Source organism: Lysobacter enzymogenes (genome assembly GCF_017355525.1).
GTDB lineage: Bacteria > Pseudomonadota > Gammaproteobacteria > Xanthomonadales > Xanthomonadaceae > Lysobacter > Lysobacter enzymogenes_C.
Map to the genome: position 1 here is coordinate 1,541,218 of NZ_CP067395.1, position 14,851 is coordinate 1,556,068.

General features: G+C 67.7%; 15 protein-coding genes. 8 read left to right on the top strand and 7 right to left on the bottom strand.

Annotated features, from left to right (window positions below; all coding sequences use genetic code 11):
- Positions 1-6: 6 nt before the first annotated feature.
- The 4 genes from JHW38_RS06320 to JHW38_RS06335 all read right to left on the bottom strand — a co-directional run bounded on the left by JHW38_RS06320 (position 7) and on the right by JHW38_RS06335 (position 3,863).
- On the bottom strand, positions 7-657 hold the full coding sequence (locus JHW38_RS06320) for a glutathione S-transferase family protein (RefSeq protein WP_207525136.1): 651 nt from the start codon (positions 655-657) through the stop codon (positions 7-9).
- Positions 654-1,250 carry a GNAT family N-acetyltransferase gene (locus JHW38_RS06325; RefSeq protein ID WP_207525137.1) on the bottom strand — a complete coding sequence of 199 codons (597 nt, stop codon included), beginning with the start codon at positions 1,248-1,250 and terminating at the stop codon, positions 654-656. The genes JHW38_RS06320 and JHW38_RS06325 overlap by 4 nt, the downstream gene beginning before the upstream one ends.
- Positions 1,251-1,484: 234 nt before the next feature.
- On the bottom strand, positions 1,485-2,648 hold the full coding sequence (locus tag JHW38_RS06330) for an acyl-CoA dehydrogenase family protein (protein ID WP_207525138.1): 1,164 nt from the start codon (positions 2,646-2,648) through the stop codon (positions 1,485-1,487).
- Positions 2,649-3,029: 381 nt separating this feature from the next.
- Complete coding sequence (locus JHW38_RS06335; protein ID WP_207525139.1) at positions 3,030-3,863, bottom strand: glycine zipper 2TM domain-containing protein; 834 nt, start codon at positions 3,861-3,863, stop codon at positions 3,030-3,032.
- Positions 3,864-4,076: 213 nt separating this feature from the next.
- Here JHW38_RS06335 and JHW38_RS06340 point away from each other — a divergent pair, with 213 nt between their 5' ends.
- Together JHW38_RS06340 and JHW38_RS06345 are read left to right on the top strand one after the other, a co-directional pair.
- Positions 4,077-4,298 (top strand): DUF6116 family protein, encoded by a 222-nt coding sequence (locus JHW38_RS06340; RefSeq protein ID WP_207525140.1) that lies wholly within the window; start codon positions 4,077-4,079, stop codon positions 4,296-4,298.
- Between the two features lie 13 nt (positions 4,299-4,311).
- Positions 4,312-5,073: a TatD family hydrolase gene (locus JHW38_RS06345; protein ID WP_207526280.1), complete on the top strand. Its 762-nt coding sequence runs from the start codon at positions 4,312-4,314 to the stop codon at positions 5,071-5,073.
- 119 nt (positions 5,074-5,192) lie between these two features.
- Here JHW38_RS06345 and JHW38_RS06350 read toward each other — a convergent pair whose 3' ends face one another.
- Positions 5,193-6,041: a tRNA threonylcarbamoyladenosine dehydratase gene (locus JHW38_RS06350; protein WP_207525141.1), complete on the bottom strand. Its 849-nt coding sequence runs from the start codon at positions 6,039-6,041 to the stop codon at positions 5,193-5,195.
- Between the two features lie 250 nt (positions 6,042-6,291).
- Here JHW38_RS06350 and JHW38_RS06355 point away from each other — a divergent pair, with 250 nt between their 5' ends.
- The 3 genes from JHW38_RS06355 (at position 6,292) to JHW38_RS06365 (ending at position 8,818) form a co-directional block, all read left to right on the top strand.
- Positions 6,292-6,744 (top strand): cytochrome c, encoded by a 453-nt coding sequence (locus JHW38_RS06355; RefSeq protein WP_207525142.1) that lies wholly within the window; start codon positions 6,292-6,294, stop codon positions 6,742-6,744.
- A gap of 225 nt (positions 6,745-6,969) precedes the next feature.
- The gene (locus JHW38_RS06360) at positions 6,970-7,479 is read left to right on the top strand and encodes a glycine zipper 2TM domain-containing protein (protein WP_207525143.1); all 510 of its coding nucleotides are present in this window, start codon (positions 6,970-6,972) and stop codon (positions 7,477-7,479) included.
- Positions 7,480-7,711: 232 nt separating this feature from the next.
- Positions 7,712-8,818 (top strand): M35 family metallo-endopeptidase, encoded by a 1,107-nt coding sequence (locus JHW38_RS06365; protein ID WP_207525144.1) that lies wholly within the window; start codon positions 7,712-7,714, stop codon positions 8,816-8,818.
- Between the two features lie 566 nt (positions 8,819-9,384).
- Here JHW38_RS06365 and JHW38_RS06370 read toward each other — a convergent pair.
- Positions 9,385-9,594, bottom strand: a complete 210-nt coding sequence (locus tag JHW38_RS06370; RefSeq protein ID WP_057943363.1) for a cold-shock protein — start codon at positions 9,592-9,594, stop codon at positions 9,385-9,387.
- 216 nt (positions 9,595-9,810) lie between these two features.
- Here JHW38_RS06370 and JHW38_RS06375 point away from each other — a divergent pair, with 216 nt between their 5' ends.
- From JHW38_RS06375 to JHW38_RS06385, 3 genes are all read left to right on the top strand, one after another.
- Positions 9,811-10,296, top strand: a complete 486-nt coding sequence (locus JHW38_RS06375; protein ID WP_207525145.1) for a DUF456 domain-containing protein — start codon at positions 9,811-9,813, stop codon at positions 10,294-10,296.
- Between the two features lie 169 nt (positions 10,297-10,465).
- Complete coding sequence (locus JHW38_RS06380; protein WP_207525146.1) at positions 10,466-11,623, top strand: phospholipase A; 1,158 nt, start codon at positions 10,466-10,468, stop codon at positions 11,621-11,623.
- 506 nt (positions 11,624-12,129) lie between these two features.
- Positions 12,130-13,104: a patatin-like phospholipase family protein gene (locus JHW38_RS06385; protein ID WP_207525147.1), complete on the top strand. Its 975-nt coding sequence runs from the start codon at positions 12,130-12,132 to the stop codon at positions 13,102-13,104.
- Positions 13,105-13,280: 176 nt separating this feature from the next.
- Here the strand turns inward: JHW38_RS06385 and JHW38_RS06390 are convergent, their stop codons facing one another.
- The gene (locus tag JHW38_RS06390) at positions 13,281-14,795 is read right to left on the bottom strand and encodes a fumarate hydratase (RefSeq protein ID WP_207525148.1); all 1,515 of its coding nucleotides are present in this window, start codon (positions 14,793-14,795) and stop codon (positions 13,281-13,283) included.
- Between the last annotated feature and the right edge of the window lie 56 nt (positions 14,796-14,851).

Below are 14,851 nucleotides of genomic sequence, written 5' to 3' on the forward strand. Positions count from 1 at the left end.
GAAGACTCAGGGACACGCGTGGGTGGCGGCGATCCGCTGCGCGGCCTGCGCATGGGGTTCGGGCAAGGCGACGAAGCCGGGCGTGGCGCGCACCCGCGCCAGCCACGAGAGCACCTGCGGATAAGCGTCCAGCGCGATCCCGCCGTGCGGGGCCACGTCGGTGTAGGCGAACAGGGCGATGTCGGCGATGCCGTAGCGCTCGCCAGTGAACCAGGCGTTGCCCTGCAGATGCCGCTCCATCACCGCCAGCGCCTGATGGCCGCGCTCGCGCAGCGCCGGCAAGTCGGCGCGGCGCGGCGAATCCGCCGGCGTCCAGCCGGCGATGAAACGCGCCACGGCGATGTACGGCTCGTGGCTGTACTGCTCGAAGTTCATCCAGCTCAGCGCCTGCGCGCGCTGCCACAGGTCGGCCGGCAGGAACTCGCTGCCGTCGGCCAGGTAGTAGAGGATCGCGTTGGATTCGCTCAAGGTGCGGCCGTCGCCGAAGTCCACCACCGGCACCTTGCCGTTGGGGTTCAGCGCGAGGAACTGCGGCGTGCGGGTCTCGCCGCAGCTGCTGTCGACCTCGACCCAGCGATAGCGTTCGCCGAGTTGCTCCAGCAGCAGGCGCAGCTTGTGGCAGTTGCCGGACGGCGAGAAGCCGTGGACGGTGATCATTCGGGCGAAACTCCGGCTTGCGCCGCGTCCGCTCGCGCCGCGCCGGCCTGCGCCTTGCGCCGCGCGCGCCACTCCTCGCGGCTTTGCCCCCACACTTCCACTTCCTTTTCGTGGAACGGCTCGGGCAGACGGTCCTGGCGCAGATAGCGCGAACCCAGCTTCCTGGCCACGCCTTTGGAGCCGAGGTTGTCCGAGTCGATGGTGTGGATCACCTCGGTCCAGCCCAGATGATCGAACGCCCAGTCGATCGCCGCGGCCGCGCCTTCGCTGGCATAGCCCTGGCCGCCGGCGTCCTCGACGATGCCCCAGCCGACCTCGGTGCCCGGCCAGCCGTCCGGCTGCCACGGGCCGAGCCGGCCGATCCAGCGGCCGGAGGCCTTTTCGTAGACCGAGAAGAAACCGAAGCCGAGCGCGGCCCAGGAGCCGATCACCGACATCATGCCGCGCCAGGCCACCGGCCGCGGCTGCGGGCCGCCGATGTAGCGCAGATAGTCGCCGGCGTTCATGAACTGCGCCCAGGCGTCGAAATCCTCGATCCGCGGCGGCCGCAGCAGCAGGCGCGGGGTTTCCAGTTCGATGTCGGCGATCGTCATCACGGATCGGTTCTCCCCTTGGGCAAGCACCGCGATTGCGAAGCCCCTCTCCCGCTTGCGGGGTGAGGGGCCATGCTTGCGAGCCACTGGCTCGCATGGCACCGAACGCCCGAACGCTCTACGTTCGGGCTGGGGCGAGCGCGAAACCGCACGATCCACTGTGCCGGCCTGCCCTCGCCCGGCCCTTCGGGCCGACCTCTCCCGCACGCGGGAGCGGCCAACTCAAAACACGTTTCAGAACGCGTTGATGCCGGTCAGCTCGCGGCCCACAACCAACTGGTGCACGGTCTCGGTGCCTTCGTAAGTGATGACCGATTCCAGGTTCAGCGCGTGGCGGATCGCGGCGTGCTCGGTGGTGATGCCGGCGCCGCCGAGCAGGTCGCGGCATTCGCGCGCGATGTCGATCGCCATGCGGCAGTTGTTCCACTTCGCCAGCGACACCTGGGTCGGCTGCATGTTGCCGGCGTCCTTCAGACGGCCCAGCTGCACCACCAGCAACTGCGCCAGGGTGATGCGGCGCGCCATCTCGGCCATCTTCAGCTGCGCCGACTGGGTCGCCGCGACCGGACGACCGAACAGGATGCGCTCCTTGGTGTAGCCCAGCACTTCGTCCAGGCAGGCCACGGCCGCACCGATCGGGCCCCAGGTGATGCCGTAGCGGGCCTGGGTCAGGCAGCCCAGCGGACCCTTGAGGCCCTTCACGTTCGGCAGGCGGTTGGCGTCGGGCACGCGCACGTTGTCGAAGAACAGCGACGAGGTCACCGACGCGCGCAGGCTCATCTTGTGCTTGATTTCCTGGGCGGCGAAACCGGGCATGCCCTTCTCGACCACGAAGCCCTGGATGCCGTCCTCGGTCTGCGCCCAGACGATCGCGATGTCGGCCAGATTGCCGTTGGTGATCCACATCTTCGAGCCGTTGAGGATCCAGTCCGCGCCGTCCTTCTTCGCGTTGGTCTTCATGTTGGCCGGATCCGAGCCGCCGTGCGGTTCGGTCAGGCCGAAGCAGCCGATGATCTCGCCCTTGGCCATGCCCGGCAGCCAGCGCATGCGCTGTTCTTCGCTGCCGTAGGCGTAGATCGGGTACATGCACAGCGAGGACTGCACGCTGACGAAGCTGCGGATGCCGCTGTCGCCGCGCTCGAGTTCCTGGCAGATCAGGCCGTAGCTGACCGCGTTGAGGCCGGCGCAACCGTACTGCTCCGGCAGCGAGGAACCCAGCAGGCCGAGCTCGGCGATCTCCGGGATCAGTTCCTTCGGAAAGCGGCCCTGGTCGAACGCATCGCCGATGATCGGGATCACGCGCTCGTCGGTGAAGCGCGCCACGGTGTCCTGTACGGCGCGCTCCTCCTCGCTGAGCAGGGAACGGACGTCGTAAAGATCGTAGGGATGCAGGGCCATCGCGCTCAGAGACCTTGGTCGGGGCAGAAAGACGGCCATTGTAATGGGCGGGCGAAGCCGGGGTAAGGCCGGGAATGGCGGCTGCTGCGGTGCGCGTCGAATAAACTGCGCGCGTAAGCGGTTTCTGCGTGCACCGTGACGAACCGGCGGCGATGCGGGAAAGCGCTGTTTTCAAGCGCTTTTTCGCGCACGAAGGAGAAACTTCGGCGGCGTCGCGGGGGTATTCGGCCAACGCCTGCTTATCGCCGCAATTCTTAGTTCGGCGCCCTGCCCCGGAGAAAATTTATTCTTTCTTCGCGCCCCATACGCAAAAAAAAACGGGGCCGGTGAACCGGCCCCGTTTCTCGTCGATGGTTTTCCTTGCGCGAGCTTCGGTTGGACTCAGCCGCGGCCCGGCGACGCCAGCGCGGCCGTCTGGGTCACGACCTGGCCGTTGACCACCGGCAGACGCTGGGTCGGGCGTTCGTCCATGCGCACGGTCTGCTCCTGGCCCTGGTAGCGGTAGGTCACGTTGTAGCCGACGACCTTGTTTTCCGAACCCAGCGAGATGCGGCTGCCCGGCTTGGTCTCGGTGCGCATGGTGCCGGTGGTGCCGTCGGGGTTGCGGTAGGTCACGTTGTAGGCGACGACCTTGCTCGACTGCGAGGTGTCCGAAACGGTGTGGCACTGGCGCTCGGTGCGGTTGACCACGCGGCCGCCGACATGGTTGCGGTCGATGCGGTTGCCGACGAAGCCGCCGGCCACAGCGCCGGCCGCGGTCGCGGCCTTGCGGCCGTTGCCCTTGCCGATCTGGTTGCCGAGCAGGCCGCCGACCACCGCGCCGACCACGGTGCCGCCGACGTTGCCGTCGCGCTCGGGCAGGCGTTCCTGCACGACCACGTCCTCGCACACTTCGCGCGGGGTCGACACGGTGTTGGTCTCGCGCACCGGGTCGGTGCCGATCACGCTCGCGTAGAGCTTTTCTTTCTGGTTGATCGGCTTGACGTTGACCACGTCGGCGTAATCGAGCTGCGGCTGGGTGTTGATCGCGCCGCTGGCGGCGAGGTCGCCTGCCGGGGTGGCGCCGTTGACGGCGGCGGCGGGAACCTCGGCGGCCGGGGCCGGAGTCAGCGCCGCAGCCGGAGCGGCGGGGCCGCGGAAGCTCTGGAAAGCCGCGACCGCCACGCCGCCTACGAGCAGCGACGCGATAGCGACAGCAATCAAATTCTTGTTCATTTGGAGCCTCCTGCAGCGGGGGAACCGCGGTGGTCGTCGGTACGATCCTTACGGAATGTAAAGATCGCGTTGGGCGGGGTCATTCCACCACCGGAAAGCTGAACCAGCGCCTATTGAATCGGGCCTTTTTGGCGCCAATCTGTCCCTCGTATGAACCCTGCGCCGGCCGCGTGCTAGCGTGTTTGCCAACTGCATCACAAGCCTTTCACCGCCATGGCCAATCCGCTGCTCGCTCCCCTGATGGGTTTCCTCGGCCGCCTGAGCTATCCGCGGCTGTTCCTGATCACCGCCGGCCTGTTCGCGCTGGACCTGGTGATCCCCGACTTCATTCCGTTCATCGACGAGCTGTTGCTCGGCCTGGGCACCCTGCTGCTGGCGAACTGGAAGAACCGCAAGCAGCCGGCGACGATCGAGCCGCCGGCGCCGCAGCGCTGAGAGCGGCGCCTTGCTGATCGACAGCCATTGCCACCTCGACGCGCCGGAGTTCGACCCCGACCGCGCCGACGTGGTCGCGCGCGCCCGCGCGGCCGGGGTCGGCGCGCAGGTGGTGCCGGCGATCGACGCGGCCGGCTGGCCCAAGCTGCGCGAGGTCTGCGCCGCCGCGCCCGGGCTGCATCCGGCCTACGGCCTGCATCCGATGTTCCTCGATGCGCACCGCCGCGAGCACCTGCCGCTGCTGCGCGAGTGGCTGCAACGCGAGCGGCCGTGCGCGGTCGGCGAATGCGGGCTGGATTACTACGTCGAAGGGTTGGACCCCGAAACCCAATCGTTCTACTTCGACGGCCAACTGCGACTGGCGCGCGAATTCGACCTGCCGCTGATCGTGCACGCGCGCCACGCGGTCGACGCGACGATCGCGGCGATCCGCCGCGTCGGCGGCCTGCGCGGCGTGGTGCACAGCTATTCGGGCAGCGAAGAACAGGCGCAGCAGCTGTGGAAGCTGGGCTTCCTGCTCGGTCTCGGCGGGCCGGTCACCTACGAGCGCGCGCAACGGCTGCGCCGGATCGCGGCGACGATGCCGCTGGAATTCCTGCTGCTGGAAACCGACGCGCCGGATCAGCCCGACGCGCAGATCCGCGGGCAACGCAACGAGCCGGCGCGGTTGGCGGGGATTTGCGAGACGATCGCGGAACTGCGCGACGTGTCGGCCGATGAAGTGGCGCGGGCGACTACGGCCAACGCCCGGCGCTTGTTCGGGCTGGATGCGTAAGCGCCGACGGCAAAGCGTCGAGACCGAAGCCGCTCCCACAAACGCCCCGGCTTGCCGGCATCGTGCGGCGGTTGCGGAAGGGACGTCGGTCCCGACGCTTCTCTACCCGCCGCCGCGAATCAAGCGGCCTGCGCCTTCGGCTTCAGCAAAATCTCCAACGCCCGCGCCACCGCCGCGAATGCGAACACGCCGGTGATGTGCGTCGCCGCGCCCAGCCCCGCGCCGCAATCAAGCTTCAGCGCCGCATCGCCGTCGAGCTTCGGCCGCAGGCCGCACACGCTGCCGTCGGGCTGCGGGTACTTGACGTTCTCCAGCGAATAGATCGCCGACACGCCGAAGTAACGGCTGGCGTTCTTGGGGAAGTTGAACTCGCTGCGCAGCTTCTTGCGGATCAGCGCCAGCATCGCGTCGTGTTCGGTGCGCGACAGGTCGCGCACCCGCACCAGGGTCGGGTCGGTGCGGCCGCCGGCCGAGCCGACCGCGATCACCGGCAGCTTGCGCCGCCGGCACCAGGCGATCAGCTCGACCTTGCTGCGGAAGCTGTCGCAAGCGTCGAGCACCAGATCGAAGCCGCGGTCGAGCAGTTCGCTGAGGTTGCTCGGAGTGAGGAAACTCTGCACCGCATCGACCTCGATCGCGGGATTGATCGCGCGGCAGCGCTCGGCCATCGCCTCGACCTTGGCCCGGCCGTACTGGCCGGCCAGCGCCGGCAGCTGGCGGTTGGTGTTGGACACGCACAGGTCGTCGGCGTCGATCAGGGTCAAATGCCCGATGCCGGTGCGCGCCAGCGCCTCCACCGCCCACGAGCCGACCCCGCCCATGCCGACCACGGCGACCCGGCACTGGCGGAAGCGGGCCACGGAACCCTGGCCGTAGAGCCGGTCGATGCCGGCGAAGCGTTCTTGCCAGATCGCGTCGTCGGCGGCGGCATCGGAGGGGCGGAGGGAGTCGGAAGCGATGGCGTTCATTGCCGCCCATTGTAAGCGCCGCGGCGGCGCGCACCGTCGCCGGCCGCGGAAAACAGCGGCCCGCGGGCGCGATGCGTCCCCTGCCCGGCCGGCGCCGCCGGTGCGGGACGCGGCTTCGCGCCGGCCGCCGATGAGCGCCGCGCACACCCGCACGCACCCGTTCCGCGACCGCCTGCGCCGCCGCGCGACGTGATCGGAAGCTCACATCCTTGCGTGCTATGGTGCCGCGATCTTGGATGGAGGCCAGGCAATGAGCGACACCCAGCCCACCGCCGCCGCGCCGAAGCGCAAAGGCAATGGTTCGAAGTATCTGTTCCTGTTTCTGATCGGCCTGGTCGGCGGCGTCGTCGCCACGGTGATGGCGATGAACGCGTTGAACCAGCGCAAGGACCATTTCCCCGACAGCGTCATGCACGTGCAGGCCTGGCATCTGGGCGAGCTCAACGGCAAGGTCAAGCAGAACCGCTGCGCGGCCACCGACACGCTGCCGCACATCAAGACCTTGCGCACGATGGCCGACGACCTGGATCCGGCTTTCCCCGGGCTCAAGGACGATCCGCGCTTCTCCCAGCATTCGGCCAAGATGCGCGCCGCGCTCGACAACGCGCTGGCCAATCCGCCGGTCAGCTGCGCCGGCGTGACCACCGTGGCCGAGCAGATCGGCGAGGCCTGCAAGGCCTGCCATCAGGATTTCCGCGGCTAACCGCGCACGCGGCATCGATGCGCCGACGGCGCGGCTTTCGCGGGCCGCGCCGTTCGCATTTGCGCGGCGCCGATGGCGCTGCATCGCACAAGCTGAACGCGCACTCAGACCGGCACTCGCGCGGCGCCCGAATTGAACATCCGTTCACGTAGCGGCTTTTAGCTTGGCAAGCGCGTGGCGACGGACACCGCGCCACACCCCATCGCACACACGCAGGAGCCTGCAATGAACATCAAGAACATCCGTTTGCTGGGCGTCGCTGCGGCGGCTTCGCTGGCCCTGGCCGGCTGCGCCACCTCGGGTTACGGCGGCGGCGGCGGTTACGGCGGCGGCGGTTACAACAACTATCCGCAGCAGCCGCAGCCGGGTTACGGCGACCAGAACCGCTGCTACGACTGCGGCGTGGTCACCCGGATCGAGCAGATCAGCACCCAGAGCACCGCTCCCAGCGCCACCGGCGCCGTGCTCGGCGGTCTGGTCGGCGCGGTCGCCGGGCGCAAGATCGCCGACGACCACACCGACAGCAAGGGCCGCAAGAACAGCGCCACCGTGGCCGGCGCGGTCGCCGGCGCGGTCGCCGGCAACGCCATCCAGAACCGGGTCGGCGCGCCGAGCTACAACGTCTACGTGCGCATGGACGACGGCCGCACCCAGGTCGTCACCCAGAAGAACCTCGACGGCATCCGCGAGAACACCTACGTGCGCGTCGCCAACGGCCGCGTTTACATCCGTTGACCGCAGCCGTCGACCGCAGCGCGCCGATGGCGCGGTGAAACAATGTAACGATAAAAAACGGCCCGCATCACGGGCCGTTTTTTTGTATGTCGGCGATGTTTCAACTCCACCAACGACATCACGATTGGCCGCGGAACTAATGCACTAATCGCTCTGCTCGCCGGCCGCCCCCTGCGCTAGCGTCGATGCGCCCGTTTCGCGGGCCTCGCCATCGCAAGATCAGGAGATCGGAATGAAACTTCGCTTCGTGCATGTGGTTTCCGTGGGCGCCGTACTGTCCGGCGCGATCGCCGCCGCCGTCGCCACGCCGCCGTCGGCCGGTCAGAACAATCCGCTGCGCGTCGGCATCGTCGCCGTCACCGGCGGCGCCGACGATTTCCTCGGCGCGGTGGAGATCAGCATCACCAACACCGGCAAGCAGGCGGTGCGCCTGCCCAAGTGGCAGCTGCCGAACGACGAGTTCGACGCCAAGCTGTTCGCGATCAGCTACAACGGCGCGCCGGTCGCGTACGAAGGCAAGATGGTCAAGCGCGGCGTGCCGACCGCGGCGGATTTCGCGATCCTGCAGCCGGGCCAGACCTATCGCCGCACGGTCGACCTGTCGGCCGGCTACGACCTCTCGCGCACCGGCCAGTACGTGGTGACCTTCCGCGCGCCGTTGCAGCACGCTTCCACGTCCGACCGGGTCATGCTGCATCAGGCCAACGGCCTGCCGATGAGCGCGCAGAGCGCGCCGCTGCAGCTGTGGGTCGACGGCATCGACCAGCTCGGCGGCGCCAAGCTCGCCGCGGCGAAGAAGCCGGTCGGCCCGACCGCGGTCGTCAACGGCGTCAACTACGTCGGCTGCACCACCGCGCGCACCAGTTCGGCCGGCCAGGCCGTGGTGCAGGCGCGCGCTTACGCCGAAAACGCCAAGGGCTATCTCAACGGCGGCACCGTCGGCCCGCGCTACACCACCTGGTTCGGCGCCTACACGTCCAGCCGTTATTCGACCGCGCGCTCGCACTTCCAGGCCATCGACACCGCGCTGGACCAGAACAACGGCCAGATCACCATCAACTGCGGCTGCACCAGCAGCGCCTACGCCTACGTGTATGCGAACCAGCCGTACCAGATCTACGTGTGCAACGCGTTCTGGAACGCGCCGCTGACCGGCACCGATTCCAAGGCCGGCACCCTGGTCCACGAGATGAGCCACTTCACCGTGGTCGCCGGCACCGACGATCACGCCTACGGCCAGTCCGCGGCCAAGAGCCTGGCGACGAGCAACCCGACCAACGCGCTCGACAACGCCGACAACCACGAGTACTTCGCCGAAAACACCCCGTTCCAGAACTGAGCCGTGGCGACGGCGCGGCGGCTGCGGCCGCCGCGTCGTCGCCACGCCGATGCCGGACCCGACGGCCCGCCCTGCGCGGGCCGATTTTTTGCGCCGTCCTCAACCCCGCCGGCGCGCGCGGGGCGTTGATTCCTTCGAGCCGGCGCAGGACGCGCGGCCACGGCCAGGACGGCGACGCGGACGGCGCGGGAGGCGAGGCCCGCGACCGGCGGCGGCAGGCAGGCTCGGCGCGCCAGGGACGGCGCGCAGCGGCACCGGCGCGGGGCGAGGAACGGGTTCGCCGGATCGAATGCCGGCACAGGGACGGTGCGGGCGGCCACGGACGGCCGCCACGGCGTGCGGGGACCAGGACGGTCCCCGCCGCTTTTTCTTTCGCGGATTCAGGAACCGGCCCGGCAGGACCCGCGCTGCACGGCGGACGATGAGCGCATCGGCAGTGCCCTGCGGTTGGAAATCGTATTTGTGATTTCCATCAAAAGTATACGCAAAGAAAAACCCGGCCTGAGCCGGGTTTCTCGTCGTCGCGCGCCGCGGATGCGGCGCTGCAACATGAAGCGCGAAGCGTCTTACAACGGCTCGACCGCGTCGGCCTGCAGGCCCTTCTGGCCCTGGACCACGGTGAACGAAACCTTCTGGCCTTCCTTCAGGCTCTTGAAGCCCTGGGACTGGATCGCGCGGAAATGCACGAACACGTCTTCGCCGTTTTCGCGGCTGATGAAGCCAAAACCCTTAGCGTCGTTGAACCACTTGACGGTTCCGATCTCTTTACCGGACATCGCTACTCTCTCCTTGGAACGTGGTGTTGTTAGCGCGAACTAGCGCGTTGCTGGTTGCAAGGAGGAAGCGAGGTGCAACGATGTAGCGGATCGATGGATCTACCGCATCGGGCCACGATTCACGGTGACCCTTGGCAAACGCAGCGCCCGCAACGTACCCCGACATCGGCCAAAATGCAAACCGCCCCGGACCGTCTGTCCGGACAGGGAAAAAGCATGAATCTGGACACGTTTTATTACATCCTCGCCGCGGTTCTGGTGATCGTGGGAATCATCGGGACGATACTCCCGGCACTGCCGGGGCTGCCTTTGGTGTTCGGCGGGATGTTGCTGGCGGCATGGGTGTCGGGGTTCGAGAAGGTCGGCTGGATCACCCTGACCGTGCTGGCGGTGCTGACCGTGCTGTCGATGGTGGTCGACTTCGTCGCCACCGCGATGGGGGCCAAACGGGTCGGGGCCAGCAAGCTGGCGATCGTCGGCTCGGTCATCGGCACCTTCGCCGGACTGGCGTTCGGGCTGATCGGGGTGTTCGTCGGGCCGTTCGTGGGCGCGCTGATAGGCGAGTGGATCCACACCCGCCAGCTCGACCAGGCGACCAAGGTCGGCCTCGGCACCTGGGTCGGCATCGTGGTCGGCACGGTGTTCAAGCTCGGGCTGGCGTTCGCGATGGTCGGCGTGTTCGCGGTCGCGTGGTTCTATTGATGCGTCGCGCCGGCGCATTCCACTAAGCGTGTTGCGAGCCGTCGAGCCACACGCGATTCACATTCCGTTCGCGCCGCGATGCAAGACTGCGGCGCCCCGCGCAGCCCACGATGCCGGCTGCCGTTGCGCGACCGCCGCAACGCACGCGCCCCGACGCAGGACTTTCGCCATGCCCTATTCCCGCTCCGTGTTGTTGACCGCGCTGGCCGCCGCGCCGCTGCTGGCGTCGGCGCAGACCGCACCGACGCCGGCCACGCCCGAAGCCTGCCTGGCCATTACCGTCGACGCCGACCGCCTGGCCTGCTACGACGCAGCGCTGGGCCGCCAGGGCGGCGGCGTGCGCCAGGCCGACATCGCCGCCAAGGAAGCCAAGGCGATCCAGCAGAACCTGGAACTCAGCGACGAACTGGCCGGCAAGCCCAAGGCCGGCGTGGTCGAACGCGCGCGCGCGGCCGCCGGCGGCGGCGTGTTCGCCCACGACGCGCCGCTGAACGACGCCATCGCCAACGCCGGCAAGGGCGGCCTGCTCGACAGCCGCTGGGAACTGGCCAAGGACTCCAAGCTGGGCCTGTTCAATTTCCGCGCCTACAAGCCGGTGTACCTGCTGCCGGTGTTCTGGAACAACGACCCGAACACGCGGCCGCACTCGCCGAACCCGCGCAACACGGTCAGCGAGCCGCAATCGCTGGACAGCGTCGAGGCCAAGTTCCAGATCAGCTTCAAGACCAAGGCGGCGGAGAACCTGTTCGGCGACAACGGCGATCTGTGGATGGGCTACACCCAGTCCTCGCGCTGGCAGGTCTACAACGGCGAGGACTCACGGCCGTTCCGCGAGACCAATTACGAGCCGGAAGTGTTGCTGGTGTTCCGCAACAACTACCGCATCGGCGACTGGAAGGGCCGGATGTTCGCGGTCGGCCTCAACCACCAGTCCAACGGCCGCGCCGATCCGTTGTCGCGCAGCTGGAACCGGGTGATGTTCAACATCGGCCTGGACAAGGAGAACTGGGCGCTGATGCTGCGCCCGTGGTACCGCATTTCCGACGGCAACGACGACGACAATCCGGACATCGAGGATTACATGGGCCGCGGCGACCTGACCCTGGTCCACCGCCGCGGCGGCCACGAGTTCTCGCTGATGGCGCGGCATTCGCTGCGCGGCGGCGACCGCTCGCACGGCGCCTTGCAGTTCGATTGGGGATTTCCGATCCACAACCAGCTGCGCGGCCACTTGCAGATTTTCGACGGCTACGGCGAAAGCCTGATCGACTACAACCACAAGGCGACATACATCGGCCTGGGCATCTCGTTGCTCGAGTGGTACTGAGCGCAGAACCGCACCCGCCAAGTCGGAGCGTTGCGGTTGCGGTTGCTGTCGTTCTTCGCTCCCCCCGCCGCAATGAACTCGCCACAGGCAAACGCAGACCCGGAGGGCGCGCGCATGGATGCGCGCGTGCGGGACCGGGCCAGGATGGCCCTTGTCCCGCATCCCTGCGCAAGCGCCGAACGATAGTGGCTCTTGATTCGAAAACAAGGAAAGCGCCTTTCTTTGGTTACTTTCTTTGGCAAGACAAAGAAAGTGACCCGGCCGCTTGCGGACGGAAGCTTTGGATTGTCGCTTGTCGTCACCAAGACAAAACGACAACAGCGAAAACAACAGCAACCCGATTCCAGCTTTCGTAAACTCCGGAAAAGAAAGCGCCGGACCCGAAGGCCCTCCCACAACAACGCCCCACCCCGCCCGGTATACAAACACAAACCCAAAAACTGCGACGCACTCCGCCCGAGCAACGCGACACCCACGCTACCCTGCCCGCTCGAACGGAGACCCCAATGAAGATGCGGCGCATCCTCAGCCTGGACGGCGGAGGCATACGCGGCCTGGTGAGTTGCCACTGGCTGGCCGGCGTGGAACACGCCTTGGCGCAGTCCAAGAAAGCCCAGGCGCGCGGCAAGACCGGTTTGCTCGACCACTTCGACCTGCTCGCCGGCACCTCGACCGGCGCGCTGGTCGCCTGCGGCCTCGCCGCCGGGTTCTCGCCCGAAGCGCTGGCACAGTTGTACCGCGAGCAGCGCCACACGATCTTCCCGAACCTCGCCGGACGGCTGTGGTCGCGCGCCAACCGCCTCATCAGCGACGGGATGTCGGCGCCGCGCTACGACGGCTTCGGCATCGAGCGGGTGCTGCGCGAGGTGTTCGGCAACACCACCCTCGGCCAGCTCAAAGCGCCGGTGCTGGTGACCAGCTACGACACCATCACCCGCACGCCGGTGATCTTCAAGAGCTTCGACCCGCTGCACCGCGACCTGCCGGTATGGGAAGTCTGCCGCGCCTCCACCGCCGCGCCGACCTATTTCCCGGCCCATCCGATGACGGTGGAAGGCAAGCCGCGCGCGCTGATCGACGGCGGCGTGGTCGCCAACAATCCCACCGCCTGCGCGATCGCCGAAGCGCTGCGCAAGGACGTGCGGGTCGACAACAGCCGCGACCTGGTGGTGCTGTCGGTCGGCACCGGCGAGCGCACGCGCAGCATCGATCTGGAATCGGCGCGCACCTGGGGCGCGCTGGAATGGGCGGTGCCGATCATCGACGTGCTGTTCGACGGCAATACCGACTCGGTGGATTACATCGCCAGACAGTTGGTCGGCGACGGGTATTACCGCATGCAGGCGGAGCTGTTGGTGGGGTTGGACGATCTGGACGATACCAGCGAGACCAATGTGCTGGCGCTGGAGACGTTGGCGAAGGAGTATCTGACCCGACCGGCGACGAAGAAGATGTTGGCGCAGTTGGGGAAGAAGCTTTAGCGGTTGTGGCGGCGCCGCTTTGGCGAGAGGTTCGCGGTCGGCGTATTGGCGCGGTCGCGGCTTGCGCCGCTCCTACAGGGGGTGCATGCAGGAGCGGCGCGAGCCGCGACCGCGAAAACGACGACGCCCGGCACAGGCCGGGCGTCTTGGAGCCGCATCGCGGTGTCGGCCGAAACTTACTCGACCACCACCGGAATCTTGCCGATGCGCGCCTGCCATTCCTTCGGGCCGGTCTTGTGCACCGATTCGCCGGCGCTGTCGACCGCGACCGTCACCGGCATGTCCTGCACGGTGAATTCGTAGATCGCTTCCATGCCGAGGTCGGCGAAGCCGACCACGCGCGAGGCCTTGATCGCCTTCGACACCAGATACGCCGCGCCGCCGACCGCCATCAGATACACCGAGCGGTGCTTCTTGATCGCGTCGATGCCCGCCGGGCCGCGCTCGGCCTTGCCGACCATGCCGAGCAAACCGGTCTGCGCCAGCACCTGTTCGGTGAACTTGTCCATGCGCGTGGCCGTGGTCGGGCCGGCCGGGCCGACCACTTCGTCGCGCACCGGATCGACCGGGCCGACGTAATAGATGAAGCGGCCCTTGAAGTCGACCGGCAGCGGTTCGCCCTTGTTGAGCATGTCGACCATGCGCTTGTGCGCGGCGTCGCGGCCGGTCAGCAGCTTGCCGTTGAGCAGCAGCACTTCGCCGGGCTTCCAGCTCGCCACGTCTTCCGGCGTCACGGTGTCCAGGTCGACGCGGCGGCCCTTGGACGAGTCGTAGGTGAGCTGGGGCCAGTCTTCCAGCGACGGCGGATCCAGCATCACCGGGCCGCTGCCGTCGAGGGTGAAGTGCGCATGCCGGGTGGCGGCGCAGTTCGGGATCATCGCCACCGGCAGGTTGGCCGCGTGAGTCGGGTAATCCTTGACCTTGATGTCGAGCACTGTGGTCAGGCCGCCGAGGCCCTGCGCGCCGATGCCGAGCGCGTTGACCTTTTCGTACAGCTCCAGGCGCAGTTCTTCGGCGCGGTTGCCGGCGCCGCGGGCCTGCAGGTCGACGATGTCGATCGGCTCCATCAGCGATTCCTTGGCCAGCAGCATCGCCTTCTCGGCGGTGCCGCCGATGCCGATGCCGAGCATGCCCGGCGGGCACCAGCCCGCGCCCATCGTCGGCACGGTCTTGAGCACCCAGTCGACGATCGAGTCGGACGGGTTGAGCATGGCGAACTTCGACTTCGCCTCCGAGCCGCCGCCCTTGGCCGCGACGATCACGTCGACGGTGTTGCCCGGCACGACCTTGACGTTGACGACCGCCGGCGTGTTGTCCTTGGTGTTGGCGCGCTTGCCGGCCGGATCGGCCAGCACGCTGGCGCGCAGCTTGTTGTCGGGGTGGTTGTAGGCGCGGCGCACGCCTTCGTTGACCATGTCTTCGACGCCCATCGTCGCGCCGTCCCAGCGCACGTCCATGCCGATTTCCAGGAACACGGTGACGATGCCGGTGTCCTGGCAGATCGGCCGGTGGCCTTCGGCGCACATGCGCGAGTTGATCAGGATCTGGGCGATGGCGTCCTTGGCCGCCGCGCTCTCCTCGCGCTCGTAGGCAGCGGCGAGGTTCTTGATGTAGTCGACCGGGTGGTAGTAGCTGATGTACTGCAGGGCGTCGGCGACGGACTGGATCAGGTCGTCCTGGCGGACGACCACGGGGCCGCGGGAAGCGGCCGAAGACGGAGATGCGGTCACGGCGGGCGTAAGGCTGG